Origin of the sequence: Oceanospirillum sediminis (assembly GCF_014164585.1) — a bacterium.
Classification (GTDB): domain Bacteria; phylum Pseudomonadota; class Gammaproteobacteria; order Pseudomonadales; family Halomonadaceae; genus Oceanospirillum; species Oceanospirillum sediminis.
The window spans coordinates 40,133-66,925 of sequence record NZ_JACJFM010000018.1 but is presented as its reverse complement, the minus strand read 5'-3'; the positions used below and the strand labels follow the sequence as shown (position 1 = coordinate 66,925).

General features: G+C 47.2%; 15 protein-coding genes. 6 read left to right on the top strand and 9 right to left on the bottom strand.

Going from position 1 to position 26,793, the window contains the following annotated elements:
* Nucleotides 1-59: 59 nt before the first annotated feature.
* Entirely contained in the window at nucleotides 60-728 is a 669-nt protein-coding gene (locus H4O21_RS14125; protein ID WP_182809521.1) for a hypothetical protein, read from the bottom strand.
* Nucleotides 729-1,146: 418 nt separating this feature from the next.
* Between H4O21_RS14125 and H4O21_RS14120 the strand changes: the two genes are divergently transcribed.
* Nucleotides 1,147-2,847 (top strand): extracellular catalytic domain type 1 short-chain-length polyhydroxyalkanoate depolymerase, encoded by a 1,701-nt coding sequence (locus tag H4O21_RS14120; protein WP_220495672.1) that lies wholly within the window; start codon nucleotides 1,147-1,149, stop codon nucleotides 2,845-2,847.
* A gap of 87 nt (nucleotides 2,848-2,934) precedes the next feature.
* Here the strand turns inward: H4O21_RS14120 and H4O21_RS14115 are convergent, their stop codons facing one another.
* Together H4O21_RS14115 and H4O21_RS14110 are read right to left on the bottom strand one after the other, a co-directional pair.
* Nucleotides 2,935-3,879, bottom strand: coding sequence for a LysR family transcriptional regulator (locus tag H4O21_RS14115; RefSeq protein ID WP_182809519.1), 945 nt, complete (start codon nucleotides 3,877-3,879; stop codon nucleotides 2,935-2,937).
* 458 nt (nucleotides 3,880-4,337) lie between these two features.
* On the bottom strand, nucleotides 4,338-4,685 hold the full coding sequence (locus tag H4O21_RS14110) for a Fis family transcriptional regulator (RefSeq protein WP_182809518.1): 348 nt from the start codon (nucleotides 4,683-4,685) through the stop codon (nucleotides 4,338-4,340).
* A gap of 484 nt (nucleotides 4,686-5,169) precedes the next feature.
* Between H4O21_RS14110 and H4O21_RS14105 the strand changes: the two genes are divergently transcribed.
* Nucleotides 5,170-6,246, top strand: coding sequence for a Preprotein translocase subunit SecY (locus H4O21_RS14105; protein ID WP_182809517.1), 1,077 nt, complete (start codon nucleotides 5,170-5,172; stop codon nucleotides 6,244-6,246).
* Nucleotides 6,247-6,589: 343 nt separating this feature from the next.
* Entirely contained in the window at nucleotides 6,590-8,077 is a 1,488-nt protein-coding gene (locus H4O21_RS26205) for a di-heme oxidoredictase family protein (RefSeq protein ID WP_182809516.1), read from the top strand.
* Nucleotides 8,078-8,163: 86 nt separating this feature from the next.
* Here the strand turns inward: H4O21_RS26205 and H4O21_RS14095 are convergent, their stop codons facing one another.
* Together H4O21_RS14095 and H4O21_RS14090 are read right to left on the bottom strand one after the other, a co-directional pair.
* Nucleotides 8,164-8,925 (bottom strand): pseudouridine synthase, encoded by a 762-nt coding sequence (locus H4O21_RS14095; RefSeq protein WP_182809515.1) that lies wholly within the window; start codon nucleotides 8,923-8,925, stop codon nucleotides 8,164-8,166.
* Nucleotides 8,926-9,058: 133 nt separating this feature from the next.
* Nucleotides 9,059-10,648 carry an ABC-F family ATPase gene (locus H4O21_RS14090; protein WP_182809514.1) on the bottom strand — a complete coding sequence of 530 codons (1,590 nt, stop codon included), beginning with the start codon at nucleotides 10,646-10,648 and terminating at the stop codon, nucleotides 9,059-9,061.
* Between the two features lie 368 nt (nucleotides 10,649-11,016).
* Here H4O21_RS14090 and H4O21_RS14085 point away from each other — a divergent pair, with 368 nt between their 5' ends.
* Nucleotides 11,017-13,068 carry an ABC transporter substrate-binding protein gene (locus tag H4O21_RS14085; RefSeq protein WP_182809513.1) on the top strand — a complete coding sequence of 684 codons (2,052 nt, stop codon included), beginning with the start codon at nucleotides 11,017-11,019 and terminating at the stop codon, nucleotides 13,066-13,068.
* A gap of 15 nt (nucleotides 13,069-13,083) precedes the next feature.
* Nucleotides 13,084-13,935, top strand: a complete 852-nt coding sequence (locus H4O21_RS14080; RefSeq protein WP_182809512.1) for an SDR family oxidoreductase — start codon at nucleotides 13,084-13,086, stop codon at nucleotides 13,933-13,935.
* Between the two features lie 36 nt (nucleotides 13,936-13,971).
* Here the strand turns inward: H4O21_RS14080 and H4O21_RS14075 are convergent, their stop codons facing one another.
* Nucleotides 13,972-17,544, bottom strand: coding sequence for a hybrid sensor histidine kinase/response regulator (locus tag H4O21_RS14075; protein ID WP_182809511.1), 3,573 nt, complete (start codon nucleotides 17,542-17,544; stop codon nucleotides 13,972-13,974).
* Between the two features lie 549 nt (nucleotides 17,545-18,093).
* On the opposite strand from H4O21_RS14075, the gene H4O21_RS14070 reads away from it, so the two are divergent.
* Complete coding sequence (locus tag H4O21_RS14070) at nucleotides 18,094-19,065, top strand: glutathione S-transferase family protein (RefSeq protein ID WP_182809510.1); 972 nt, start codon at nucleotides 18,094-18,096, stop codon at nucleotides 19,063-19,065.
* A gap of 82 nt (nucleotides 19,066-19,147) precedes the next feature.
* On the opposite strand, the gene H4O21_RS14065 is transcribed toward H4O21_RS14070, so the two are convergent.
* The 3 genes from H4O21_RS14065 to H4O21_RS14055 all read right to left on the bottom strand — a co-directional run bounded on the left by H4O21_RS14065 (nucleotide 19,148) and on the right by H4O21_RS14055 (nucleotide 26,786).
* The gene (locus tag H4O21_RS14065; RefSeq protein ID WP_182809509.1) at nucleotides 19,148-20,344 is read right to left on the bottom strand and encodes an SPM autocatalytic domain-containing protein; all 1,197 of its coding nucleotides are present in this window, start codon (nucleotides 20,342-20,344) and stop codon (nucleotides 19,148-19,150) included.
* Between the two features lie 521 nt (nucleotides 20,345-20,865).
* Nucleotides 20,866-25,737, bottom strand: coding sequence for a coiled-coil domain-containing protein (locus tag H4O21_RS14060; protein WP_182809508.1), 4,872 nt, complete (start codon nucleotides 25,735-25,737; stop codon nucleotides 20,866-20,868).
* Nucleotides 25,737-26,786 (bottom strand): hypothetical protein, encoded by a 1,050-nt coding sequence (locus H4O21_RS14055; RefSeq protein ID WP_182809507.1) that lies wholly within the window; start codon nucleotides 26,784-26,786, stop codon nucleotides 25,737-25,739. The genes H4O21_RS14060 and H4O21_RS14055 overlap by 1 nt, the downstream gene beginning before the upstream one ends.
* Between the last annotated feature and the right edge of the window lie 7 nt (nucleotides 26,787-26,793).

Below are 26,793 nucleotides of genomic sequence, written 5' to 3'. Positions count from 1 at the left end.
AGACACATTTGTTCAGATATGCTCGTTCAGGCCAGATCTGAATTAGTATCAATTAACTCCTAACCCATTTTTTTCTCAATCTGCTTTGCTACTACCTTAGGTAACTGCTCATTCAACTGATCAACCGCCTGACGTAATTTACCGAGAATAAGCTGTTTATTTTCCTGACTGGAAATCAGGGCTTCAGCTTTTGTCTGGCGTTTATCCAACTGTTCTTTCAGCGTTGCCATTTCCGCTGGTAGTTCAGCAAGATGCTCCAGTTCAGACTGAAAGTACTGGTCAAACTGGTTAATGGTTTCCTGCACTTCCTTTGCCAGCTGCTCAAACTGACTTTTTAACTCTCTGTTGACCATAATGGCTGAATCACCACCACTCTCTTCAATCAGCAGCCGATTCTGGAAATCCCGCAACTGCCCCTCAAAGTGCTCCAGTCGAAAGCGCATACCATCAATATTTTCATTGCACTCATCCTGAAAAGTATCCGCTTCAATGCCGAATGTTCGGTAGATTTCATCGTAATGGGAAAATTTTTCAAAAATAGCCGTGATTTGCAGCATCACCATATTAAGGGTCAGAGGCTCAGTCGCCTCTTCCTCATCGTCAGGAATTCCCACATACTTTTCATCAATATAAGCCACAAGCTCTGCTTTCAGGTCAGCGATGCCAGTATCAATCATCTGGCGAATCTGAAGCTCCAGTTCAGGAGAAATTGTCTGATTGTCACTCATATTTGACGTTAGCCTTATGTCAGATTTTGCAGCTTTTCGCTTCCTGCTCTTAGCATACAAACATTTTGTCTGTTTTTCCATGTCAGAACTCTGACGGAAAGTTTTTTAACTATCTGAAATAAAAAGAATAAAAAATATCTAAAAAAATACAGACTGCCAGAACAGTAATAATCTGACACATCAGGTATCCCATAAGAGCCTCAATGCAAACTTCCTGCATATTCGGTGTATGGCAGGTCAGACATTGCATGAAATGTGTACAGAAAAACAGAAAGAAACTGTCCGAAAAGACAGACTCATCAGACCATAAAAACAGAATTCAGATTAAATCACTATAAAAATCAGTGCAAAAGGAGAACTGGCACAGAATTTTCTAATCTCTCCTCGCCATACAATAAATCTAACAAGGAGCATGACCATGCATACGATCTTTCGACGTAAGTTGTTTTTACTCTCACTGTGTCTGGTTTCGGTTTTTATCTCATCAACTCACAGTTATGCCGGACAGACCTTATCCTACACTCTGCCCCAACAAGCTTATCCTGATTCTCGTAGTCGCCAGTACAAAGTTTATCTGCCCGATAATCTGACTTCACCTGCTCCTATGGTGATGACACTTCATGGGTGCAAACAAACTCATAATGATGTACTGAATGACTGGGGGATGAAAGAAGCTGCCGATCGTTACGGTTTCATTCTGGTAGCCCCATTCATTACCAGCTATGACGGGTTGAGAAATGAGAACTGCTGGGGTTTCTGGTTTGAACAGCACCGGCATGAAGGCGGCGGAGAGGTTGAAGACCTGCATCAGATCGCGTTACAGGTCGAAGCCGATCATAATATTGATCCGGCTCGTCGCTTTATTACCGGCTTGTCTTCCGGCGGCGCCATGACAATAGTAGCAGCCACCACACATAATGAGTACTGGACGGCTGCGGCCCCGGCTGCAGGCCTGCCTTATGGAGAAGATTCATCCTCTGTTTCTTTATCAGGACAATGTCCCGGTTATGCGTCTTTTCATAGCATCAGCCGTGTTGTCAGCGATATGCAGAGCGAACTGAACAGCACAACAGCGATTCCTATGCTGATTTTGCAGAATGAAAATGATTGTACCGTGCTGAAAACCGCAGCGGATAATACCCGTGATGCTCACCTGAAAGTATGGGGAGATAGCAGCCACGATACTCCTGCAGAAGCTTATGCCTCACAAAACAGCTGTACACCTTATTATCAGAATAACTTCTCCTGCACTCATACTCGCTACACTCGGGATGGTACTCTGAACACCCCATCCATTGTTGAAACAGTATATCTGGATGGCCCTTTAAGCACTCCCAATACTCAGGATACTGATCACGGCCACTACTGGGTAAGCGGTGAGCATGGCAATAATGGTAAATGGGCGATTCGTACCGGTCCCAGTTACCCGGATATCATCTGGGACTTTTTCAGTCGCCATAGTAATAGCTCTGGCGGGACACCGGTAATTACTCTGACAGGCGATAATCCGCTGTCTATTGCTCTGAATACAGCCTATACCGATCCAGGGGCAACCGCGAATGATGCTGAAGATGGCTCTCTGATTGTCGTAACAGACTGCCAGAACGTTAATACAACTGCCGTTGGTGACTATAGTTGCAGCTACTCGGCAACAGACAGCGATGGGAATTCTGGCTATGCCAGTCGAACGGTTTCTGTTTTTGACCCGAATGCTCCCGTTGAAACCTGTGATGAACAAACTGCATCGCCTTATGGCCACATTAATGCAGGCCGCGCTTATGCGGGTGGTACTTCCAACCTGAGAGCGCTGGCTAATGCTGATAATCAGGATATTGGTGGCTCTTTCGATAGCTGGAGTTCAGTGACTTTGTACGAAGGAGAGCCAGGTCAGTGGTACGCTGTAAAGCCTGCGGCTTGCTCCGGGAGTGGCGGCGGAGGTAACACCGGTTGCCAGGATTGGAATACAACCAACCTGTCCCATCAGGTTGCAGGGCGTGCTTATTATCAACTGGGTTACTACACCACAGGTGGCAATGAGTATCTGGGGGCTTTATCCGGCAGCACCAGCTGGATTAAAGAAGAAACAGCCGGTGTATTCCAGACAGGTCAGTGCCCATAACCTTCACTTCAATAGGTCAGATATCAATAAGTAAGTCAGATAAGCAGCAGTGTCTTACAGCTAGCTTATAACAGATACAGAGTCGATTTATTCGACTTTGTATTCTGCCCAACCAGTAGCAATCAGATCTCTTTGCTTATCTTCCACAGCAAACTCTCCTCTGGCACAACGTTCACTGGCTTCAATAATAAACTCTTTCACGGCATGGATAGCAGGTAAGCGGCGGTTATCTTTATGACTGGCAATCCAGACTGAAACATTTCTATGAGGCGGAATATTCAGCATACGAAGCCCGGAAATTTGCATACCATATTGTTGCTGAAGACTAATAATACCCAACCCCTGCCGGCAAGCATCAATTAGCAAGTCAGCATGATTACTGCGCATTATAATTTCATTGTTGTCAAAGTCCTGCAGTTGCTGAGAGTTATAACGGTACTTAATATGTTCAAATTTTAAGATCCGATGCCCTTGAAGCGGGACGGATTCATCTACCGGGTACTTATCCAGATAATCCGGGCTGGCAAAATAACTGTATTGAAATGTAATCAACTTACGCTGCACAATATCCAGCTGTTCAGAACGAATATATCTAAGCGCAATATCAGCCTCCATATGAGATAGACTGACCACCTCATCATTGCTGAGAAGAACCAGCTCTATGCCAGGGTAGCGCTGGCGAAATTCAGATAAAACAGGAGCAATCATATACCTGAGCACCATATCCGTTGAACTGACGACCACCTGTCCTTTCAATTCACTGCGCCGGTCATTAGCCTGCGCCCGTGCAATTTCTAACATATGAGCTTCCATCTTTCTGGCCTGCTCAATCAACAGATTTGCCTCATCAGTAAAAACATAACCTTTACGCTGCCGTTGCAACAACGGCTGACCATAATTCTGCTCCAGCTGACGCAGGCGTCTGGAAATAGTGGTCTGATTGATTCCTAAATGATCAGCAGCAGCAGACTGACTTCCGGTATTGGACACTGCCAGCAAAATCCGCAGATCATCCCAGTTCATATTATGCATATTTGCAGCTTCTTCCTGCTTTTATTGGGCTTTTAATGCGTAAGCGCATAAATTACATTGCTCATCGTGACAGAGCAAGCGCGCCTGCTCCTGACCTTGCATACCTTCAGGAGATGAAATATGTTGAAAACTATCTGGAAATGGCTGACCCGGCCGGGTCGGAAAGAGTGGGATAATCTTAGTGACCGACTGAAGCGGGATTGCTGGCCTGATTGATCGTATAAATACTGATGAAAATCCCGTCTGGTTATGCTGGGATATATCGGAGTGATCCAGTATGAGTAAATCACCGTAAACAAATATGTTTATTGTAACAGCCCCGTGCGGTGTCTGTTAAACACATTGCGGATTTTTGCATTGAATCCGGAAGTAACTCGCCCTGTTCATGGTTTGCTGACGAATGAACAGGGCTTTTTTATCCTTCAAATGATCCGTGTTAACGACTGGGTTCAGGATGATTAATGCTTACGCAGACGTATATTCCACTTCCCGTCATGTTCCCCTTTACATGCCTCCTCAGTATCAAAAAGTACATGTTTTCTGATATCTGTTAGCAGAATATCTGCCGCTTTTAGCTCACAATAGATCAACTCATATAAGGTGTCAGTACTGCCAGACAAGGTCGCTTTTTCAAGGATATCTACCGATTCAAAAATACAGATAATCGATAGTGAATCCGGGAAACTGTTGAAATTAGTCCGGTGTGTTAACCATTGAAAGCCTTCGACTCGATCAAGCGCCAAATCACAGACATGGGTTAACGCTGAGATCAGCTTCTTTTCAATTTTTTTATCTGTTTTCTTCATGCTTTTATCCATTGAGTATGCTGTGTACAAGCAGAAATTGGCCTCTGTCTGCTCAGGATTATTTTAGCCCCGTAGTGAAGTGTAAATCAGGTTCCACTGAATATATAAAGAGATAGCAGACCTGGATATGACCTTTTTTAGTCAGATTGAAGTATCCGCCAAGGCAGCAAATAGTTGAGAAGGGGGCTGAATAGTTACCATACAAAAACAATAAAGGATTAAGATACGTGGGATTAATGCAGGGGATACCTGTTAAAGATAAAACGTTTTTGCACCTGAACAGAATTCACTTATTACAACATCATGCAGTACCGTTTTTCAATTTCGACCTGTTACTGTTACTGTCTAAACGCATCTCCAACAATAAACACATGCAACCCTTTATTTTCACTATATTTTTCTTCTGACACCCAGTATCCTTAGCCGCTTTTTCAGGCAATGAATGCCTTTTCACTAATACACTGCGGAACACACCCAACCTGATATGTTGTACGAAAAAGAGTTACCTGTCAGATACCCGAAATCATCATTTGCGATGAATGTGGTTTATCTGCTGACCAGCGCATCGGTGCTAACATCCATTTTTTTCTCTCTGCTGCTTTTTCTTTCTATTGATGATGACTGGGTGATGATGGCCTTATTCGGCAGTCTGGCCATTATTTTTGAATTAGGTAAGTTTTTTGCCTGGTTTGAATTTGGTGAACGCCGTGCCCGTCGTAATTTTTCCGGAGCTCTGTCTGCACTGATTTTTTATGCCATTCTGGCAGCCATTTCAATTGGTGGTTCTATCGGCGGTATTAACAGTGCCACCAACACAGCCCAGAATCATGTGAATATTCAGCAGAGCAAAATCGATTCCTTTAATCGGGAAATTGAAGCGATTGAAGAACAGATTGAACTGAATAATGAGGCCGGACGACGCTATATCGAAATGAACCGTATCGCCATTGGTCTGGCCCGGATTCAGAAAGAAAATAGCGCTCTGCGTGACAAACAGAGACAACTGGCAGAACAAAGAGACAGCCTGCCGGTAGTGACTCAGGGATCGGTTCTGGGACTGATTGACAGCATGGCCCGAGCTCTGGGTACAGATTCTCAGACAGCCAAACTCTGGCTGGTTGTTTTTCTATCTGTCCTGCTGGACTTCTTTGCCGCTTTTTTTATTGGCCTGATTGGTGAAGAAAAGCGCTTCTGTCAGCAATTCCGTCACCAGCGTCCTGTGACCATTGAGCCTGAAATGCCAAAACTGCTGACTCACCAGCCTCAGCCAGAAACAGAGAGTAAATCCGATACAGGTGTTACTACGGCTGCAGACATCGTCGATCAGATACCTGTTAATTCTGATGCTGACAAAAATATACTGTCTGAGCAGGAACAAGCATTAATCGATAAAGTTTCTGATGCTCTGGATAACAAGCAGGTCAATTGCACCAAAAAGGCAGTGATGTCTTTTCTGAAAATTACTCAGGAAGAAACCGATGCTTTGTTTGCGTTACTCATGGAGCAAAATCTGGTCAGTCAAAAACCCAACAACCATTATCGATGGCATGGTAATAGCTGATTGCTTTTAAACCGTTCCAGGCAAAATAGCCCAGACCTTCTGAACACAGCCCTGATCAAGGTATCAGGGCTTTTAGTTTCATCCCCATAAAATTTCTTTTCATCAGTTCTCATTTCTACGTTTTTCCACACTTTATTACCTCCGGTGCCATTAGAGGACAAAACAACACTGACGTGTGAAATTTTCCCGCCTAGGATATTTTTAAAGAGTGATTTTTTCCCACAAAACATAACAACAAACACTCTTCCTATTGGTGGTTATCTTCACATGATGAGGTTTAATGATGAGTAAAATATCTCTTTCCCCAGTGATCAGATGGAGTTTGCCAGGAGTTATCTCTCTGGTGGTATTATCTGCAGACCCTGTACATGCCAGGGGCAAGCAAGGTAACCCTCCTGCTGCTTCGGACAATAATCAGCAAACGCAGCTGCACATTGAGCAAAGCGAACTGAATGCCCTGGCTCAATTCAGTCCATCAGAAGCGTTTGATACGGCGTTCGAGGTCGGAGATGGGCTATTTGAGCACAGATTCAAAGCTGACGAAGGTGTAGGCGCTAATGTTGGCAACGGCCAGCGCTTTACTCTGGTTCCCCGCGCCGATCTTACAGGCCATCAACAGTGGGCGACACACACACCTCGCCGCTTCACAGGACCCAATGCCCAGAGCTGTAATATCTGTCATGGCAAGCCTTTTGGGGATGGCGCCGGTCCGGTAGTAATGAATAATATCCAGGACCCTCTGCATATGGGGCTACCGGCATTTTTTATTAATCGCCAGACACCTCATCTGTTTGGTATAGGCGCATTGCAAAGGCTGGCGGAGGAGATGACCAGCGAACTGCATACATTAAGAGATGAAGCGATCAGCCAGGCCAGCATAACCGGAACGGATATTACTCAGCCTTTACAAACCAAAGAGGTCAGTTTTGGCAGTATCACTGTCTCCCCCGATGGCAGTATTGATACCAATGACCTGGACGGTATTGATGATGATCTGATCGTAAAACCTTTTGAGTGGAAAGGCATGGTCAGCCATGTCCGTGATTTTGTCAGGGGCGCAGCGCATAACGAACTTGGACTGCAAGCCACGGAAATGACCGGTCATAATATTGATGGCGATGGTGATGGCGTTGTAAATGAACTGAGCACCGGAGATATCACCGCACTGGTGATCTATCAGGCCGCTCAGCCTCGCCCGGTCACAAAGCTGGAGCTGTCACAACTGGGCCAACTCGACCCGTTGTCAGCACGACAGACCAATCAAATTGCTCTGGGTGAGCAATTATTCTCCGAGGCCGGTTGTGCCAGCTGCCATAAACCACAAATGACACTGAATGATCCTGTGTATTCTGAACCCAGTCTGCATACAAGCTATCGGGATTCCGTATTTCCTTCAGGACAATTTCCGGAAGATGAAGGCGTATCGGTCCAGACAGCGATCCAGTTTGATTTAACAGAAGACCTGCCAGACAACCCGATTCAGACCGGTAATAATACGCTGGGAAATTTTGAAAAAGATGGCAATGGCGGTGCCATTGTTCGCCTTTACGGCGACCTGAAACGCCATGATATGGGACAGGAACTTGCAGAATCAATTGATGCGGGAGGGATCAGTGCTTCAGTATTTCTTACCAAAGAACTCTGGGGAGCAGGCTCTACTGCGCCTTATCTGCATGATGGCCGAGCAACAACTCTGGAAGAGGCAATCGCATTTCATGGGGGAGAAAGCGCTTCATCCAGAGACAACTTCAACGCTTTATCGGCTAATGATCAGAGAGCAGTGATCGCGTTTCTGAAAAGCCTTGTGCTGTATAAAACAGAAGAGGAATAATCTGCCTCACTCTTGCCTGCCTTTAACTGATACAAGCGATCAGTTAAAGGCTAAACAATATAAAGGTAACCCGAAGCGGTATCGAATCAGAAATCCTCTGTGGCCTCTTCCTGTTCTATCTTTTCAGCCTCAGTAAAATCAGCATGCAGGCCTTTCAACTCATTCGCGGTCAGTTCGCGCCATTGCCCCGGTAACAGCTTACTATCCAGTGCCAGACTCCCCATAGAAAGCCGGTGTAGTGCCGTAACCCGATTGCGAAAATAGCCAAACATTCTTTTTACCTGATGATAACGTCCTTCCGTCAGAGTCATAATGCACTGATAAGGACTCAGGATCTCCAGCTCAGCAGGACGCGTTATCGTGTCCTCGTAGGCAAAATAGATACCTTGCTGAAAAACACGGGTATATTCATCGGTGACCGGATCGGCCAGCGTAACCAGATATCTCTTGCAGATATGGTAATCAGGATGGGTTAGCAACCGGGAAAAACGACCATCATTCGTCAGCAGCAGCAACCCGGAGGTATTCAAATCCAGGCGTCCCGCATGATGCAGGGAATCGCGGTGCGGATGATCGATCAGATCCATAACCGTCTGATGCTCATCATCTTTGACCGCCGTCACCACATCGACAGGCTTATTCAGCATGATATAAAGTGGCTGAGTATCAGCTAATACCTGACCATCCAGCTCAATGCGATTAAAGCCATCAACCACCTGATTAATACTACTGGCTGCGACGCCATCAATCAGAATACGTTGCTGAGCCAGTAACAGGCGAATATCTTTGCGATTAAAGCGGCTGTGCTGGCTGATAAAGCGATCCAACCGGTATCGACGAGCGGACATCAGAGGTTCATTTCCGAAAACAGGCATCAGATAAAAGAAAAGGTCCCGGCATAATACCAGAGACCTTTTCAAAACACAGAGAAAAGCCACTTCTATGTGTCGTTACAGCTTACAACATGGAGCTCAGGCTGGTTTATTCCACACCCTGACTCTTCAGATACTCTTCATAAGAGCCTTTGAAGTCGACCACTTCATCTTTTTTCAGCTCAATGACACGGGTTGCAATAGAGGATACGAACTCACGGTCATGGCTGACGAAAATCAGTGTGCCTTCGTAGTTTTCCAAAGCCAGGTTCAGAGACTCGATAGATTCCATATCCAGGTGGTTGGTTGGCTCATCCATCACCAGGATATTAGGGCGCTGCAGCATCATCTTACCGAACAGCATACGGCCCTGCTCTCCCCCTGAGATCACGGTGACCGACTTATCAATCTCTTTTTGTGAGAATAACAAGCGGCCCAGGGTACCACGAATAACCTGTTCATCATCCCCTTCCTGGCCCCATTGACTCATCCAGTCCAGTAGCGTCTTATCTTCTTCAAAATCAGCGGCATGATCCTGGGCATAGTAAGCCAGTTTATGATTCTCAGACCATTTCACTGTACCTGCATTCAGCTCTGTATCACCCACCAGACATTTAAGCAGCGTGGATTTACCAATACCGTTCTCACCGATTACCGCAATGCGCTCACCCACTTCAATCATGAGGTTCAGGCCAGACAGAATCGGCTCTTCATAGCTTTTGGATAAACCTTCCACCTCCAGTGCCAGACGGTGCAGCTTTTTCTCCTGCTCAAAGCGGATATAAGGGTTCTGACGGCTGGATGGTTTAATTTCATCCAGTTGGATTTTATCAATCTGCTTCGCCCGTGATGTTGCCTGTTTTGACTTAGAGGCATTAGCAGAGAAACGACTAACGAACGCTTTCAGTTCAGCAATCTGAGCTTTTTTCTTGGCATTGTCTGCCAACTGACGCTCTCTTACCTGAGTCGCCGCAGTCATGTATTCATCGTAGTTACCCGGGAACAGACGGAGTTCACCGTAATCCAGGTCTGCCATATGAGTACAGACACTGTTCAGGAAGTGCCGGTCGTGCGAGATGATGATCATGGTACAGTTGCGCTCACTGAGCACGCCTTCCAGCCAGCGGATAGTATTAATATCCAGGTTGTTGGTTGGCTCATCCAACAGCATGATATCAGGATCAGAGAACAGCACCTGGGCCAGCAGCACCCTCAGTTTCCAGCCAGGGGCCACTTCACTCATAGGGCCATAATGCTGCTCAATCGGAATACCCACACCCAGCAACAGCTCACCGGCACGGGATTCAGCGGTATAACCATCCATCTCCGCAAACTCACCTTCCAGCTCACCGGCACGGATACCATCCGCTTCAGTCATCTCCGCTTTTGCGTAAATAGCATCACGCTCAGCTTTAACTTTCCAGAGTTCGTCATGTCCCATAATAACGGTATCAATGACACTGAAAGCTTCATAGGCAAACTGATCCTGTTTCAGTTTACCGATACGTTCATTCGGGTCTTTCGACACGTTACCGCCGGTAGGCTCCAGGTCTCCACCCAGAATTTTCATAAAAGTTGACTTACCGCAACCGTTTGCCCCGATCAGGCCGTAACGATTACCCTGGCCAAACTTAACGGACACATTTTCAAATAGCGGCTTAGCGCCAAATTGCATTGTAATATTTGCAGTGGTCAGCAAGAGCGTATACCTGTAATAAAAGTCATGTCAGAAGAAAAATTTGAAGGAACATCAAAAATAAAAGCGGCAATTATGCCAGAACAGTGACACAGAGTGACAGACACTTTCTCCAGAGTAGCCAATCAATAGCAAAATATCTGAATATCGACTGCAATTACCAGATGAAACAGAGATTATTTCACTCTGTCTGCTGTTTTTCATTATGATAAAGGTGCTCTATATTAAGCATATCCGATACAATAGGAGCATTCATCAGAATTATTGACGCATTATCTGAATCACAATTGTCGATATTCTGCAGAAACACCAGATCATAGAGTTTGTCGGTATTAATGAGATCCGACACCAGGGAAAAAGGGAACTACTTGATGCCTCTCCGATCAGGCTTTCTATCTTTTCTGTTCTTCTCTGCCATGCTGCTGAGTTCATTATCTCAGGCTGCAGAGAAAGTAGTATTACAACTATCCTGGACTCATCAGTATGAGTTTGCCGGCTTTTATGCTGCATTGGAAAAAGGCTTTTATCGCCATGAAGGCCTGGATGTTACGATACGTCCTGGCGGTTTTAATGTGCGTTCATCTCTGGAAGAGGTACTCAGTGGCAAGGCCACTTTTGGCGTGACAGGTTCAGAACTGTTACTGGCCCGAACCAGCGGCCAGCCAGTGGTCGCGCTGGGAGTGATATTCCAGCACTCGGCAGCAGGTATCGCTACCCTGGCTGAATCAGGCATACTCACTCCTCAGGATTTTTCTGGAAAGCGTCTGGAAATCGGGGAGCTGACTAACGACGCCGAAACCTACGCCGTTCTTCTGGCTGAAGGTATCACCGACAAGCAGTATGAACACATCCCAAGCTCATTCAGTACTGCACAGCTGATCAGTCAAAAGTCAGATGCAGTATCGGTTTACACCACCAATCAACCCTATGAACTGGAAAAAGCAGGTATTCCTTACCGGCTGATTCTTCCCCGTTCCTATGGTATCGACTTTTATGGCGATACCATGTTTACCAGTGAGGACATGATTAATCAGAAACCCGAACTGGTAAAAGCCTTCGTCCGTGCCAGCCTTCGTGGCTGGAAATATGCCTTTGATCGTCCCGATGAAATTATTGATCTGATTCTGCAAAAATACAGTGACTTCCCCAATGCCCATACACGGGAACATCTTGAATTTGAATATCGACAGATGAAAGAGCTGATTCTTCCTGAACTGGTCGAACTGGGTCATATGAATGAAACCCGCTGGCGGCATATGGCCAATACTTTTGTCTCTCTTGGACTGCTACAACCGGATTATTCACTGGAAGGCTTTCAGTGGACACCCAAACAGGATCGCGAGAATCAGCGCCAGCTTTATCTTAAAATTGCGTTGATTGTTATTGCCAGCATTCTACTAATGTTGGTCTTACTGTTTTTCTATAATAGAAAGCTTCAGGAGCAGATTGCCCTGAAAGCAGAGATAGAACACGATTTGAAGGACAGTATCAAAAAGCAGGACATTATTCTCTGGGCCGGTGAATTAGGCTACTGGCGCTGGGACCGGGATAAAGGCGCTCTGTTCCTGGATGATATCAGTGCCAACCTGTTGGGTGGGTACCATGAATCAAGAGAGTTTGTGCTTAAAGAGCTATCAAACAACTCAGATATTGCATCGGTACGAAACTTTTTCAGCCACTTTGGCGATACCATACGGGAACATAAAGCCCGCTTTCAGATAGAAAATGATCTGATCGATGGAGAAGGCCAGCCACGGCATATTCTCTGCAAAGGCGAGCCGCTCAGTTTTACCGAAGAAGGTAAACTGGACTCTGCCCACGGTATTTTTACAGATATCACTGAGCAGAGAAAAAGTCAGCAACAGCTGGAACAGCTGGCGATTACCGATACCCTGACCGGCTTGCTTAATCGTCGCTACTATATGAGTCGCCTGAGCGCCTTTATGCAGCGAGTAAAGTTTGGCGAAGGGCATTTCAGTATTATCATCATTGATATTGATAATATGGAATCGGTTAACGCCGAGTATGGCGAGCATACCGGAGACCTGGTGATCGAAACCATCGCTGATATTCTTCAGCAACAAGTGCGCCCTCTTGATCTGGTCGCCCGCTACTCAGGTCAGGTTTTTGCCATATTGATGCCAGATATCTCTGCAACGGAGGCTTATACAACCTGTGAAAAAATTAACAGTTACATCTCACATTATCGCTTTGATACCAGTAACAAGAGCTTTTTTGTTTCAGTGACCGGTGGCATTGTCGATACTCAGGAGTTTTCATTAGCTGATCTGAACAGCAAACAGCTCTTCTATCTGGCAGAGGAAAGGGTTAAAGAAGGTAAGGCTCAGGGAAAACAACGCTTTATAATGAGCCGTACGCCTGGCCCTGATGGGCCTCTTTCCGATGAACAGACTTTAAGCTGACCTGACAATAACATAATGACCAGATCAATTCTTATTACAGGATGCTCCAGTGGCATTGGGCATCATGCTGCCCATGCCTTGCAGAAACGGGGTTATCGTGTTTTTGCAACCGCAAGAAAAGAAGAAGATGTACAACGACTGCTAGCAGAAGGACTGACAGATGCCTGTTTATTAGATCTGGACTGCAGTCATTCAATCACCAATGCAGTTGAACATATTCTGCAAAAGACCGGAGGCACGCTGGATGCCCTGTTTAATAACGGGGCCTATGGTATCCCCGGCGCCGTTGAAGATCTGAGCCGCGATAGCCTGAGGCAGCAGTTTGAAACCAATCTTTTTGGCTGGCATGAACTAACCTGCCAGGTACTTCCGATAATGAGGCAACAAGGGCATGGGCGTATTATACAAAACAGCTCTGTTCTGGGTCTGATCACTATGCAGTACAGAGGTGCCTATAATGCCTCTAAATTCGCCCTGGAAGGTTTGACCGATACACTTCGTCAGGAACTGAATGGTACTGGCATACATATCAGCCTGATCGAACCAGGTCCTATCACCAGTCGGTTCAGAGAAAATGCCTATCAGCAGTTTAAACAGCATATTGATCCGGCAAACAGCGCTCACAGGTCAGTGTATGAAGCTGTAGAACGCCGTCTTGCTACTGCAGATACCAAAGATGGCGGAGCTTTTACACTGGGACCAGAAGCGGTCACCAAATGCCTGATTCATGCTCTGGAAAACTCTTCTCCTAAGGCTCGCTATTACGTCACTTTTCCGACGTATCTTTTTGGCTGGCTCAGGCGTATTCTATCAACAAGAATGCTGGACCGAATTCTTCTGCGCGTCTCAGATGAAGAAAACCACTAATGGATCCCAGGGGCTGGTTATTACAAGCCGGTCCCGTTAAAGAACAGGGTCTTTCCAGTTTAACAGGCTCTGTTCAAGCGTTTCCAGATGTTCACCAGCCGCCTCAAACTCAAAACTCTCAACAGCATCCAGAGTTTTAGCTGCCAGATCCATTAGTACTTCATCCTGCTGACACAGCTCCAGCAATAAAGGCACCAGATCCAGCACCTCGGCATCTCCCTCTTCCAGCATAGGCTCAACTTTATCCAATAATTGCTGAATATCAGCCACAGGTAATGAGCCGCCAGATGATGGTTGCAGACTATTCACAAAAGCCTGATCACTCTGTTCACTGGTTCCCTGATCATTCGGAAATTTGCCTGTACATTGATATATAGCTTCCAGTACCTGATTCAGAGTAAACAGTAACTCTTCAGTTGCATCCAGAGACAGCGTGCCATCACTCTGAAATCTGAGTTCCATATCTCCGGCTATCGCAGCGACTTTATCAACCCCCAGAGTGGCTGAAGCGCCTTTTAGGGTATGCAACCAGATTGTCATAGCCCCCCAGTCCTCTCGCTGAATCATATCCGACAGTCGAGTTTCCGACGCTTGATAATCGTTCACAAACTGCAGCAATAGCTTTTTCAGCAAAGCTTTATTACCTGCGGTTGAGCGCAATGCCTGAAACATATCCAGATGCTCAATCTCGTCAGGTAACTCACTCTGAGATACGTTAGTCCGGGTACTATCGGAAAAATCACCAACAATGACTCTGGGTTCAATCCAGCGAATCAGCACATCTTTCAACCTGTCAGGGTCAATTGGCTTAGAGATGTGATCTGACATTCCAGCCTCATGACAACGCTTAATATCCTCTGTCATAGCATGGGCAGTCATCGCAATAACAGGAGGAATTTTAGGCAATGACATTGCCAGAATCTGACGAGTCGCCTCCATACCATCCAGCTCAGGCATCTGAATATCCGTCAGAATCAGATCAAACTGGGCTTGTTGCACGGCCTGAACCAGTTCAAGCCCGTTACTAACCAGAGTGACATCCATATCAAAGGGAGCCATCAGCCCCTGAATCACTTCCTGATTAATCTGATTATCTTCAGCAATCAGGACTCTGGCTCCTGCACGGGAGGAAATGTGTTGATTATCCCCCTGAGTAAAACCAATATTATGTCGTACAGAATATTCTGATCTGGTATTCAGGACATCTTGCAGAGACTCAACCAGCTGCTCACCGGATACAGGCTTAAGCAGTACAGCATCAAATAACGCAGAATTTACCCTGGACTGCAAACTCTCATCATTATGTGAAGTGATCAGAATAATAGCCGGTTGCTTAGGTAGCGCCGGATTATTTCTGATCGACTGTGCCACCTGGAAACCATCCAGCATCGGCATCTGCCAGTCCACTATCACCACATCAAATTCGGCCTGATCAGACAAGGAAGTATTCACCAGATGATTCAGACCATCGGGAGAGCTGCTTTCACCCACAGCTTCGATCCCTTCGGCCACACACAATTCCAGTACAGAGTTCAGAGCAATAGGATCATCGTCAATATACAGCACTCTGATTGCATTCAGGTCTGCATTATCTGCTTCAATTTGCTGATGACGCTTATTCTGAATAGTGAAAAAAAATTCGCTGCCCTCTCCCGGCTCAGAAAACACCCCAATCTGACCACCCATCAGCTCAGTCAGCTGCTTACTGATCGCCAGTCCTAACCCTGTTCCACCATACTGTCGTGTTGTCGAAACATCAGCCTGAGAAAATGCCTGGAATAGTGTTTGTTGCTGCTCACAACTAAGACCAATACCTGTATCCTTAACAGCAAAACGCAGGATAACCTGTTCATCCTTCTGGCTAATCAGTGATACATTAATCCGTACTTCGCCTGTATTCGTAAATTTGATCGCATTATTGACAAGATTCAGCAGTACTTGTCCCAGGCGCAAAGCATCGCCCTCCAGTGATAGAGGAACATCATCAGCTACGTTAAATATCACTGGCAGCTCTTTTTCAGACGCTTTAACTTCAACCACAGAAGCCAGGTTATTCAGCACGTTATCCAGCCTGTAGGCAGATTGTTCGACTTCCAGTTTACCTGCTTCTATCTTTGAAAAATCCAGAATATCATTAATAATGCCCAGCAGATTCTGAGCCGCAGTCTGAATTTTATCAATATAACCCTTTACACCCGGATCATCTGAATGCTGCAGAGCCAGATGACTCATACCGATAACAGCATTCATTGGTGTGCGAATCTCATGGCTCATATTGGCCAGAAACCCGCTTTTAGCCCGACTGGCCTCTTCAGCTTTCTCTTTTTCAGCCAGTAGCTCTGTCTCAATCTGTTTCTGGCGAGTGATATCTGTTCTGACTGAAATAATCGATTCCAGCTCTTCAAACCGATTAACAGCAGGCATAACAGTAGCATGAACCCAGTAATGTTCACCGGTCTTAGTGACATTACAGACATCGCCGTGCCAGACTTCATTTCTATGGACAGACTTCCACAAAGAAGCAAAAAAAGACTTAGGATGAATACCCGAATTAACCAGGCGATGAGTTTTCCCTATTAACTCTTCACTCCGATAACCGCTAATCTCAGTGAACTTCTTATTGACATATGTAATAACACCTTTTTTATCCGTAATACTGACGATAGCATGCTCATCCAGAGCACTTTTAAAACCTTCCAGCTGAGTATTTAACCTCTCCAGAGTCTTTTTCGACTTTCTGAGGTGCCATGTCACAATCACAATAATAAAAGACAGCACAACCACTATCTTAACCATCAGCAATAGATAATGGCTTTTTTCACGATACTGACTATCAACCTGATGCTCAAACGCCATTTCAAATTGTTCGAAAGCATAGTAGGCCGGAAGACTCATCAGCTCTCCGACAGCCATATGGATATTACGTACTGACTCTCGAACCTGACCTTCATACGCCATAACAGGGCTGAAAATACGATCAGCCTCAGCATGATCCGTGATAAGAGGGGATGTTCTGATAATATCAATATAGCTGTACAAACTGGTTGCCGCATCACCATCAGGCAAAGCGGAGAACCGGAAGCTGTACAGGAAAATTTCCGACAGAATTAACTGGTACTCATAAGTTTCCGCTGATGAAAACAGGTCATTATTCAGCTCCTCTTTAGCCTGCTGGAAAATTTCTTCTGACTTGAGTAGTAAACGGGTATGAGCAGATGAGTATGAGGATATCTGTTGAATCAGAGTATGAAAATCCTGATGATGTTTCTGATAGCGATTCCACAAAGGCAATACATCACTTAATCCACTTCCGTATAACGTCAGGCTACGAGCGATTTGCTCTGCACTATCATGATACAGCCTGATACTTGCCAATAACGTTTCTCCCGGATCATTTCTATGGCCAGAACTGAGTAATGCAGCCTCACGACGCATACTATTCATCAGTTCTCGATGCTCATTCAATCGATCCCGGGTCTCCAGTAACTGTATAACAGACTGAGATTGCGCTATGTACAACACAACCGGAGTCAGCATAACCAGCAGTATCAGGCTTAACCAGAGAATACTGTCTGGCAAACGCAGTCTGATTTTATCAGCAACACTCATTTTTGTTCTCGAGGCAGTAACGGGACAGAGGATAACGCATTCTGAAAGGAGGATCAGGCGTCTTTCTTTTTATGCAACGACACACTCATTTGTGAAATTGTGACACAAGGCATCGTGTAAAACTCATGGAAAAGTAACATACGTACAATTTTAAATACTGGAAGTTTCTTTTTGTAACAAGAAAGCAAACAATGATATTAATCAAAAATACCTCTTAAATAGAAACGAATAAGTATCGACTGCACAATGACTTACCCATTTTTATGACAATCATACTGATCGCTATATCAGCCTGAGCAGCACCTCAAGAAGGCGGCGAGTTTTTAACCTGTTCCATCTCTGTTATAGCTACCCAGCATTATCAACCAGTAGTTAACACTGAGTTAATTTTCAACTGGATTGTATCCTGACAGCAAATAGCGATAATCAAAATCAGAGCAATAAGTTAAGCACCGGAACAAAAGCCCCTGCTAACGATTGCTATATTCTCCGGCTGTTGACCGGAAAATAACAAAGTATCTTGTTCAGCCGTGTATGAGGTTTTTTGAAATGCTGGTTAATGGTCATTGGCAAAAAAAGTGGGATCCGGTACAAAAAACGGATAATGAAGGTCGCTTTCTTCGTCAGAACAGTGCATTCAAAGGTTCATTGTCAGAGCATCATCTTAAAAAAATCTCTGAGCAAAACGCTGAACCAGCAATTAAATTATACGTTGCCTATATCTGCCCCTGGGCAACACGCACTCTGATCGCCCGCTCGTTACTGGGACTGGAGAAATATATCCCTGTCAGTGTTGTGGCACCTGAAATTACAGATTTCGGTTGGCACTTTGCTCCATCAGACACTGTATTTCCCGGTAGCACTGCCGCTGAAAATGAAGAGATAGAGTATATTCATCAACTTTATACTCAATCTGATCAGAACTACACCGGACGTGCGACTGTTCCTGTTCTCTGGGATACCCAGGAGCAGATCATCATTAATAACGAATCAGAAGAGATTCTCAGGATATTTAATACCGAATTGCGTCCCCTTCATCAATCTGAACTGGATCTATATCCTGAAAACTTTCAGCAAGCGATAGACGCATTTAATAACAGTATTTATCACACTCTGAACAATGGTGTATATCGGGCAGGATTTGCTACCAGTCAACAAGCTTATGAAGAAGCCTTTGCAGAAGTGTTTTCTACTCTGGAAACTCTGGAAAAACACTTTACCAGACAGAAGTTTGCTGTTGCAGATCAGTTAACCGAAAGTGATATCAGGTTATTTGTCACCCTGATCCGCTTTGATCTGGCCTACTATGGGCTTTTTAAAACCAACCTGAAACGCATCGCCGACTATCCAGCGCTATCGGCTTATCTGGATCGTTTGATGCAGGTTCCGGCTTTCAGCCAGAATACCTGGCCAGACCATATTAAAGCGGGTTATTACTCAGTGAAGGCTCTGAACCCGACTGGGATCGTGCCCAAAGGCCCTGATCTGAAATGGTTTAAAGAATCGGTAAAAACAGGATAAAGAAATCATAGAATACACAACGGGCGGGTTTAATCTGGTGATCAGCTTTTAAACCCGCACTCCCCTTACTTGAGTCTGTGTATCAGACTTTAAGATCTATCTGCTGGACAGTGCCAACACCTCCGGATTCTTTCAGGAAGACGCCACTGCTACGTAATACTCCAAGGTTTTCATTATCAGAAGCACGATTTAACTGGAATTTGGTATCGGTATTCCCCAGATAAATAGCACCAACATCTTTATCCAGCAAAGCATACAGCTCACCACTGCCATCCTCTCCCGGAGTCCAGATCCTCAGCTGACTGAAGACAGAATCATCCTCGTCAATAAAGCCATCACCATCCTCATCCAACTCTCTTAAATCAGCAAAGCCATTACCACTTTGAGCACCAAATAATTCAGTACCATCATTAATGATGCCATCGCCATTGCGATCAAGTGCTAAAAAACCCGAGCCAGAGGTTAGCTGAGCAAGATCTTCTACCGTACCATCTGCATCTATATCAAAACGGAACGTTTGATTATCATCCAGGCCTACCGAAGGAGCATCAAAGTTTATTACCAGCGGGTCTTTAAGTGTGCCTGCAACCGCACTGATCACCGTTTCAGATTGAAAAGCTCTGCTTAACCCCAGTTCCAGATTCAGGTCTATTTCACGACCATCACCGGTCACCACCTTACCCTGAGCAGAAAAAGTAGTGTACTCTTCTTCATGGTAGGATTGAGATGCATGGTACTCCATGCGCCAGCCATGCTGAGGCTGCTCTCTTTCGGGATGCCCCTGGCTGACAACACTTTCCATTTTATCCGCAATTTCATTCATTTCCTGAGCATTTTCATCGATTCTCAGCATCTCGTCTTTATCGAGCAACTGGAATTTAGCCCCGAACATCTGCTCCATCATATGAACAAAGACGGATAACTTCAGCTCTTCAATAGAATCCGGAAAATCTCCACCCTCATCAACAACATCAACCTCATCAACGACTGGAGATTGATTGTTGAATTGCTCCTGGCCTGGAGGATTAGCAATTTGTAACCCAAGCCCCAGTCCTCTTCCACTTTGTCCGGGAAACTGAGGTAACCGCCCGGCTTCGACATCACCTAGTACCGCCTGCATACCAATTTCAACACCTGAAGAACGAGATTGTCGCTGATATTCTACGTTACGTTCACCATCCGGAGAGCGCTCAAAATATCTCAGAGATTCTTTCGTTTCAGTGTATGACTCTCGCCTATGAGCCGATGCCATAGAGATCTGTCCATGGTCAATTTTCATAATACCTCCTACCTGTCTGAAGTAAGGATAACTACAGCAAACAATCGGCAGATAAATAGATATCTCGAATGAAATATTTTCAGAAAAAAGACAACTAACGGGAGAAAAAAGGCAATTAACGCCTTTAAAACAAATATAAAATTTAAATCTTTACATGATAAACAGGTAACATTCAGTCCTCAGCTCTAAGGCCTTACGATCCGAAATAAGATCATTTTTGGTTCTTCGACGTTGCGTGTGGATTTGATTTACGGGCTGATTATTTGCTCAGCTCGGAATCAAGGCAGATTCTGCCCCGTCTCTCTGCCACGCTTCACACTCAGTTTCCGCAACTCTCGGGCTCAGGCAAGGACTACTCGGGCTTTCAGCCCTGTGTTCCTCCAGGCCTGCTTCCTCGCTTATGTGGAAAATTGGCTTTGCGAGGCGACGATGACGGGCAGATACATTTCAATAAATCCACACCTAACGTCGAGGAGCCTTAAAGAGGCAGCGCTGCTGCCCCCTTACCTTATTTCAACGAATCACCCTTCGGCTTCAATTCTCTCCACACTAACCCTTAATTGAAACAAACTCGCTTCCCCGGCGCGATCATCATTACTGGCCTGATCCGGTTTACCATCCCGCACAATCACGTGACCACCCTGACCATTACGGCCGCCAATAACACTACCCACCAGATAACTCGGGAAGATACTCGGGTCATTTTCGTAGTTCGGGTTGTGAATCAGACCAACCATCTGGAAGCGGCCACGAGTGTTACGCAGGGATTCCAGTGAGTCTTCAATCAGTTTTTTGTGAGATAGTTTACTGAACAGACCATCCAGAATAATCACGCTTTCGCGGCTGGCTTGTTCGCGTTTGCGTTTCGGGCTGGCGCTCTGGCGCATATCCCGTTCGATAGCAAATTCCGACAGTTTCACCAACCACATCAGGGATACCGCTTCGCGCTGACCTTCACTCATCTGTTCATTCAGGCTGAACAGGCGGCCGTGAGCACGAATAGCAGTATGGCGCAGGCGGATAGCGATATTGCGGAACAGGGAGCGGTAGATACGGCGACGAATCAGTTCCTGCAGTTCTTTTTGTTGTTTTTCTTCGCTGTAGCTTTCCGGGTTCTGCTGCTGGCGTTTACGGCTGATCTCCTGATGGGTTTCAATTTCGGTCAGCAGCCCTGCGACCATTTCAGAAATGGCGTTATCGTCGATGACTTCGGCCTGAATATCAAAGTGAGCGCCTTCATCCCGGCCATGGTTACGGGCGACCCGTTTCAGAATCTGCAGGTTTCCGGCCGCGTCGGCAATAATACGACTCAGGCGTTCCTGTAGTCCGGCTTCAACCTGGCTTTGGGAGTCTTTCAGCTGTTCCACCCGGCTCAGGTGTTGTTGCAGCTGACTCTGAAGGGTGATTTCCAGTGCTTTCAGATCGCTGATCGCCTGGTCGCCAAAGCTTTCCAGTGCGGTCAGTCGGGCTTTTTCTGTGGTGTTAAACAGTCTGGCTTCCGACAGAGCCTGTTTAAGTTGTGCGCCGAGTTGTTCGTGCAGTTGCTGAATCAGTTTTTCCTGACGGGTCAGTTCTTTGCCGCGTTCGTTAAGCTGTTCATCTCGCAGGGATTCGATCAGGCGGGATTGCAGGATGCTGAGGGCATCCAGTTCGGAGTCTTCTTCCTGATAGCCAGAGCGGTATTGACTGAACAGCTGGTACAGTTCGCTGTCTTCAATGGCTTCGGTCAGTGGAATAATCTGGTTGCCGCTGAATTCCAGTTCGCGCAGTTGTTCCAGCCATTCCATCGCCAGTTCGTCGGTCAGTTTCATCACCTGTTCGGCATGACTGATACTGGTGCGCAGCTGTTCGATACGTTGTTGCAGTTCTTTGCGCTCCTGCTTGAGCTGCTTCAGAGTTTTATCCAGCTGAGCCAGTTTTTTATCCAGACTCTGGTCGTTACCGTTATCACCACGCAGGGCCAGGTAGTCACGGATACGCTGGAAGTTCCAGCGGGCGCGACGGGTAGCCGTTTCCTGAGCGGTCAGCAGTTGTTGTTCCTGCTGTTCCCGGTTGGCCATAAACAGCTGTTCGCCGCTGTCCTGGTACTGACACAGGCGTTGCAGTCGGGCCTGTTCGCCGTCGGCAAAAATCTGCGACAGCTGGCGTTCCAGTGTCTGGCGTTGCTGGTTGGCGTTTTCCTGTTGTTGCTGAGTCTGGTTCAGCTGTTCTTCCAGTCGCGCCAGTTCCAGTTCATTGGCCGATTGCTGATTGAGCAGGGCCTGATACTGATCTTCACCCCCGGCTTTGACATAGTTTTCTGCTTCTAATGCCTGACGCTGAGACTGGTGCAGTACCTGTTCCACTTCACTCAGTCGAGAGAGCAGGGGTTGCAGGATCAGTTCCTGTTCCTGAATGGTTTCCAGCGCTTCGGTCAGGCTGGCATCACCACCCAGTTCCAGATAATGCTGGTAATCACTGATCATGCTCAGCGCTTCAGGTTCAATCTGATCCTGCAGGTCATCCAGCTGGTCTTCGGCTATAGCCAGTTCATCTTCCAGCATATCCTGTCGCTGCGGTGCTTTTTCTGTCAGCGCTTTAGCGGCTTGTTCCACCAGCGCGAAGGCGTCACCATACGGGTCATACAGACTTTGCTCAGTTTGCAGTCGATCCTGTTGCTGATTCAGCTGTTGGATACGTTGCTGAACCTGTTCTCTCAGCAGATTAATATTGTTCGGGTCGGTAGCGGCTTTTACCGCCAGAGTTTCGTAACCCAGTACCGAGCCCAGGATATTCTGACCCTGCGTAATGCAGGTAACCAGTTCATTGTGGCTGAATACTGGCAGGGCGAATTGTTTTTGCAGTAGCAGTTTAACCGCTTGAGAGGCCTGTTCATTATCTGGCAATACCGGGGCGAACAGGAAGGCGGCAGCCTGTGTCAGCCACTGCTGTTTCTGGATTAGAAGCGAGTCGTGAGAGCCCTGCTGTTCGGCAATTTCGGTCAGGCTGACATGCAGTGGTGTAGCGGCTAAGCCCTGTTGTTGCAGCAGATCCAGTGCTTGTTGTTCCTGCTCACTGGCCGCCAGCGGGTCGGTATCCAGGTGCTTAAGATAATGTTCTAAACGGGGCAGTTCCTTGCGGGTCTGTTCCAGTTCGGTCAGCACCTGCGGATAACGTTGCTGCGCATGCTCCAGCCACTGAGCCGGTGTCTGATTATCGTGTTCGTCCTGATAGGTTTCCAGAGCGTCATTCAGGCTTTGTAGCTGATGAATCTCGCTGGAATACTGTTCTATTTGCTGTTGCAGCTGACGTTCCTGATTCAGCAGATCTTCTTTCAGACCAACGGGTTTGGCGTCCCCGAAAATCTGCTGGAAGCGGTCCCGTTGCAGTGCAAGGGGTTGAATCTGGCCCAGTTGCTGACGGGCGTTATTCAGCGCCTGTTCAGCGGGTTGTTTTTGTGCCAGCAGGGTCTGGTGTTCCTGCTGAATACGCTGAATAAAGCCATCCGGTGTCTGATCCGGGAACTGCTGGCAGAAAGCTTCGTAAGCGCTGCGGTTCTGCTCCAGCTGGGTCAGGTCTGTTTGCAGGCGATGGGTATTCTGTTCCGCCTGATTAAGGGCTTGTTGTTGCGTCTGAATGGCCTGATTGTGCTGTTGCAGCTGTTCCTGCAGTGCCTGATGGTTGTCCTGCAATTCACTGTGCCGGGCTTCTTTCTCTTCCAGCAGCAGTTGAGGCGTCATATCCGGGTGCAACTGGCTAAAGTTCTGCCACCAGGATTCAACCTGTTCCAGTTGTCCGGTTTTACGCTGGTGTTCACTCAGCTGCTGACGGGCCTGATCGGCTTCCTGTTGCGTGGTTTTTTCCAGCGTGTCAGGTTGTTCCAGTTCTTGTTCGGTAAACAAACCTTCACTCAGGGCGTCACGGTAGTAGCTCTGGTTATCGATAAAGGCCTGCGAGCGGCTGTTAAGGGATTCTTTATCCTGCTCACACTGTTCCAGACGTTGTTCGGTCTCGGCCAGCTCCTGCTGGCTGTTATGCAGGAACAGCTGATCGGCCAGGTAATCCTCGCGGGCCTGGTTAGAGTCCCATTCCAGGAAAGTGTCACAGGCGTCTTCCAGATCCTGCAGGGCTTCCAGACGGGCAGCGTCATCTTCAAAGCTCTGGCTGTCAGAGATCAGCTGACGGGTTTTCTCCAGCGGGTAGGTGTTAACTTTACGATCCGATACCCAGCGTGCCGCTGGATGATGCAACAGACGGCGCGTTGGATTGCCACTTAAACCGGCCTGATCCATATAAGCCTGGGCGCGGGTCAGGGACAGGTTCAGCAGTTTTGCAATCAGGCTGCCTGCGACCACAGGTTCCGTCTGGCCGGGCAGCAAGGCAAAGTTCAGTGCGGGGTGTTTGTCATCAATTACCTCTTCTGTGAACGGAATACCCGGCAGAGGAGACTGGGCGATAAGCAGCAGAGTGTCCCGGCTGGTGGCCATCTCGGCTTGCTGGCGATTCAGTTCACTACGAGCACCTTGCAGCTCTTCCGCTTTTTCATTCAGATTATGCAGCTGAACCACTTTCTTTTCGGCGCGTTGCTGATCCTGCTCAGCAGCATCGATACGATGACGTAACTCAGACACTTTCTGGCCTGAGTTAATAATCACCTCTTCGATAAATTCTTCGCCTTCGTCGGTTTCACCCTGGGTCGCACCGGCCAGAATCTGTGGGGCCAGCACTTCATAGAAGAAAGCCTGATCCGGTTTCTCGCCGGGACGGGGGCGAATTGCGTTAAAGATCTGACTTTTATCCGCGCCACCTTCTTTCTGGAAGCTGGCCAGCTGTTCCAGTTCTTTACGGCTGATATGGCGACTGATGGATTCCAGCCACTCATCCCGGTTACCGGGGCGCACCACTTTGATTGAACGGGCCGCTTTCAGAAAATCCCGGTTGCTGTACAGGCGGACTTTGCCATCCAGACTGGTGTCTGTTACCGGACAATCTTCCAGTGTTCCCTGGTAGTAGTAAAAGTGGCTGTCGCCGTCGCTATGGCCGTACATACCGAATACCCAGTTTTCACCGGAGACTTCTTCTCCCGCCTGAGCCAGCAGGTCATCCTGATTATCTTCTTTTGCCGTATGGTTGCGGAATTCGACCCGGATATGGCTCCATGGGCGTTCCTGCCCCTGAACCCGCGATGGGCTCATTTTACGGCGGCTGTTAGACATCAGTCGGCGGTCACGGGACAACATACCGATCAGGGCATCACTCAGAGTGGTTTTACCGAAACCATTTTCCATGCTGATGGCTGTGGATTGTCCCTGCAGGTTCAGCAGCAGGTGACGCATTTTCGGTTCCCAGGGACTGGCCACATCACCGTGTTTGTTCAGCAGATTGGCAATTTCGATGCGGTTAATCACAGACATCAGTGATTCTCCTGGTTGGATGGATCGGTCGTATCGGGTGCTGTCAGTGGCAGATCGGTATCCAGCTCGGATAACAGGTCAGCCGGTGCGGATGCATATTCCGGTGCCTGATAGCTTTCTGTCTGAGATGGCAGGGCACTATTATATTCTGACGGGCCATCTTCTGACGGGCCATCTTCTGACGGGCCATCTTCTGACGGGCCATCTTCTGACGGGCCATCTTCTGACGGGGATTCCCGACTATCAGAGTCTGCTGATCCGGATTCTGGCAGGGTATTCAGATCATTCAACAGATGGTGCAGGTGATGCAGTCCGATCTGCTCCGCTTCTAACGCGCCCAATAACGTCTGCTGATAGCTGGCGTGTAACGGGCCGGATGTTTCTGTTTCTTCGGTGTCGCTTTTATCATTACAGCGCTGCAGATGTCCGGCCTGTTCCATCAGTTCGACAAAGACGCGGACGCGACGGGGAATATCTTCCCCTTTTTCATCAATCAGTACGCGTACAGCAGGGGAGACCTGCTCACCCTGAACGCCGCTCTGACGCAGTTGTTCGATATGCTGGCGCATCGCCGATACCAGTTCCTGTATACTGATAACCGCTTCCTGGTAGTGGCTGACATCGGTCAGAGAGCGGTTGTTTCGGGTATACAGCAGGCCCATCAGTAATAGCCACAGATGCAGGAACCAGAGTGCGATCTCTTCCTGACTTTCCTGACGTAAGCGCATGCTGGCATATACAGGTTGTTGGCTGAACATAGAGGGCAGGTCGGATTCTGGCAGGCGCTGCAGTATATACATACGACCACCCGCTGCAATGCCCGGATAATCCGCCGCATCGACAAACACCAGCTGCAGGCCCTGTCCGTTTAAAAACTGACGGAACTGGCTGATCTCTTCTTCACTGGCCTGAGCCAGTACCGCGCAGACATCCCGTTCGGAGATCAGACCGGCACGAGAAGCCCGGCGGTTGCGCTGTGCAGGGCGGCTTTCCGCCATACGGTAACGTAGCAGGTAGGCGTACACTTCGCCCATTTCACTCATATTCATGGTTCAG

Coding starts and splice junctions, on each gene's coding strand:
- H4O21_RS14125 (WP_182809521.1), bottom strand. CDS start 728: ATGAGTGACAATCAGACAATTTCTCCTGAACTGGAGCTTCAGATTCGC.
- H4O21_RS14120 (WP_220495672.1), top strand. CDS start 1,147: ATGCATACGATCTTTCGACGTAAGTTGTTTTTACTCTCACTGTGTCTG.
- H4O21_RS14115 (WP_182809519.1), bottom strand. CDS start 3,879: ATGCATAATATGAACTGGGATGATCTGCGGATTTTGCTGGCAGTGTCC.
- H4O21_RS14110 (WP_182809518.1), bottom strand. CDS start 4,685: ATGAAGAAAACAGATAAAAAAATTGAAAAGAAGCTGATCTCAGCGTTA.
- H4O21_RS14105 (WP_182809517.1), top strand. CDS start 5,170: ATGTTGTACGAAAAAGAGTTACCTGTCAGATACCCGAAATCATCATTT.
- H4O21_RS14095 (WP_182809515.1), bottom strand. CDS start 8,925: ATGTCCGCTCGTCGATACCGGTTGGATCGCTTTATCAGCCAGCACAGC.
- H4O21_RS14085 (WP_182809513.1), top strand. CDS start 11,017: ATGCCTCTCCGATCAGGCTTTCTATCTTTTCTGTTCTTCTCTGCCATG.
- H4O21_RS14080 (WP_182809512.1), top strand. CDS start 13,084: ATGACCAGATCAATTCTTATTACAGGATGCTCCAGTGGCATTGGGCAT.
- H4O21_RS14075 (WP_182809511.1), bottom strand. CDS start 17,544: ATGAGTGTTGCTGATAAAATCAGACTGCGTTTGCCAGACAGTATTCTC.
- H4O21_RS14070 (WP_182809510.1), top strand. CDS start 18,094: ATGCTGGTTAATGGTCATTGGCAAAAAAAGTGGGATCCGGTACAAAAA.
- H4O21_RS14065 (WP_182809509.1), bottom strand. CDS start 20,344: ATGAAAATTGACCATGGACAGATCTCTATGGCATCGGCTCATAGGCGA.
- H4O21_RS14060 (WP_182809508.1), bottom strand. CDS start 25,737: ATGTCTGTGATTAACCGCATCGAAATTGCCAATCTGCTGAACAAACAC.
- H4O21_RS14055 (WP_182809507.1), bottom strand. CDS start 26,786: ATGAATATGAGTGAAATGGGCGAAGTGTACGCCTACCTGCTACGTTAC.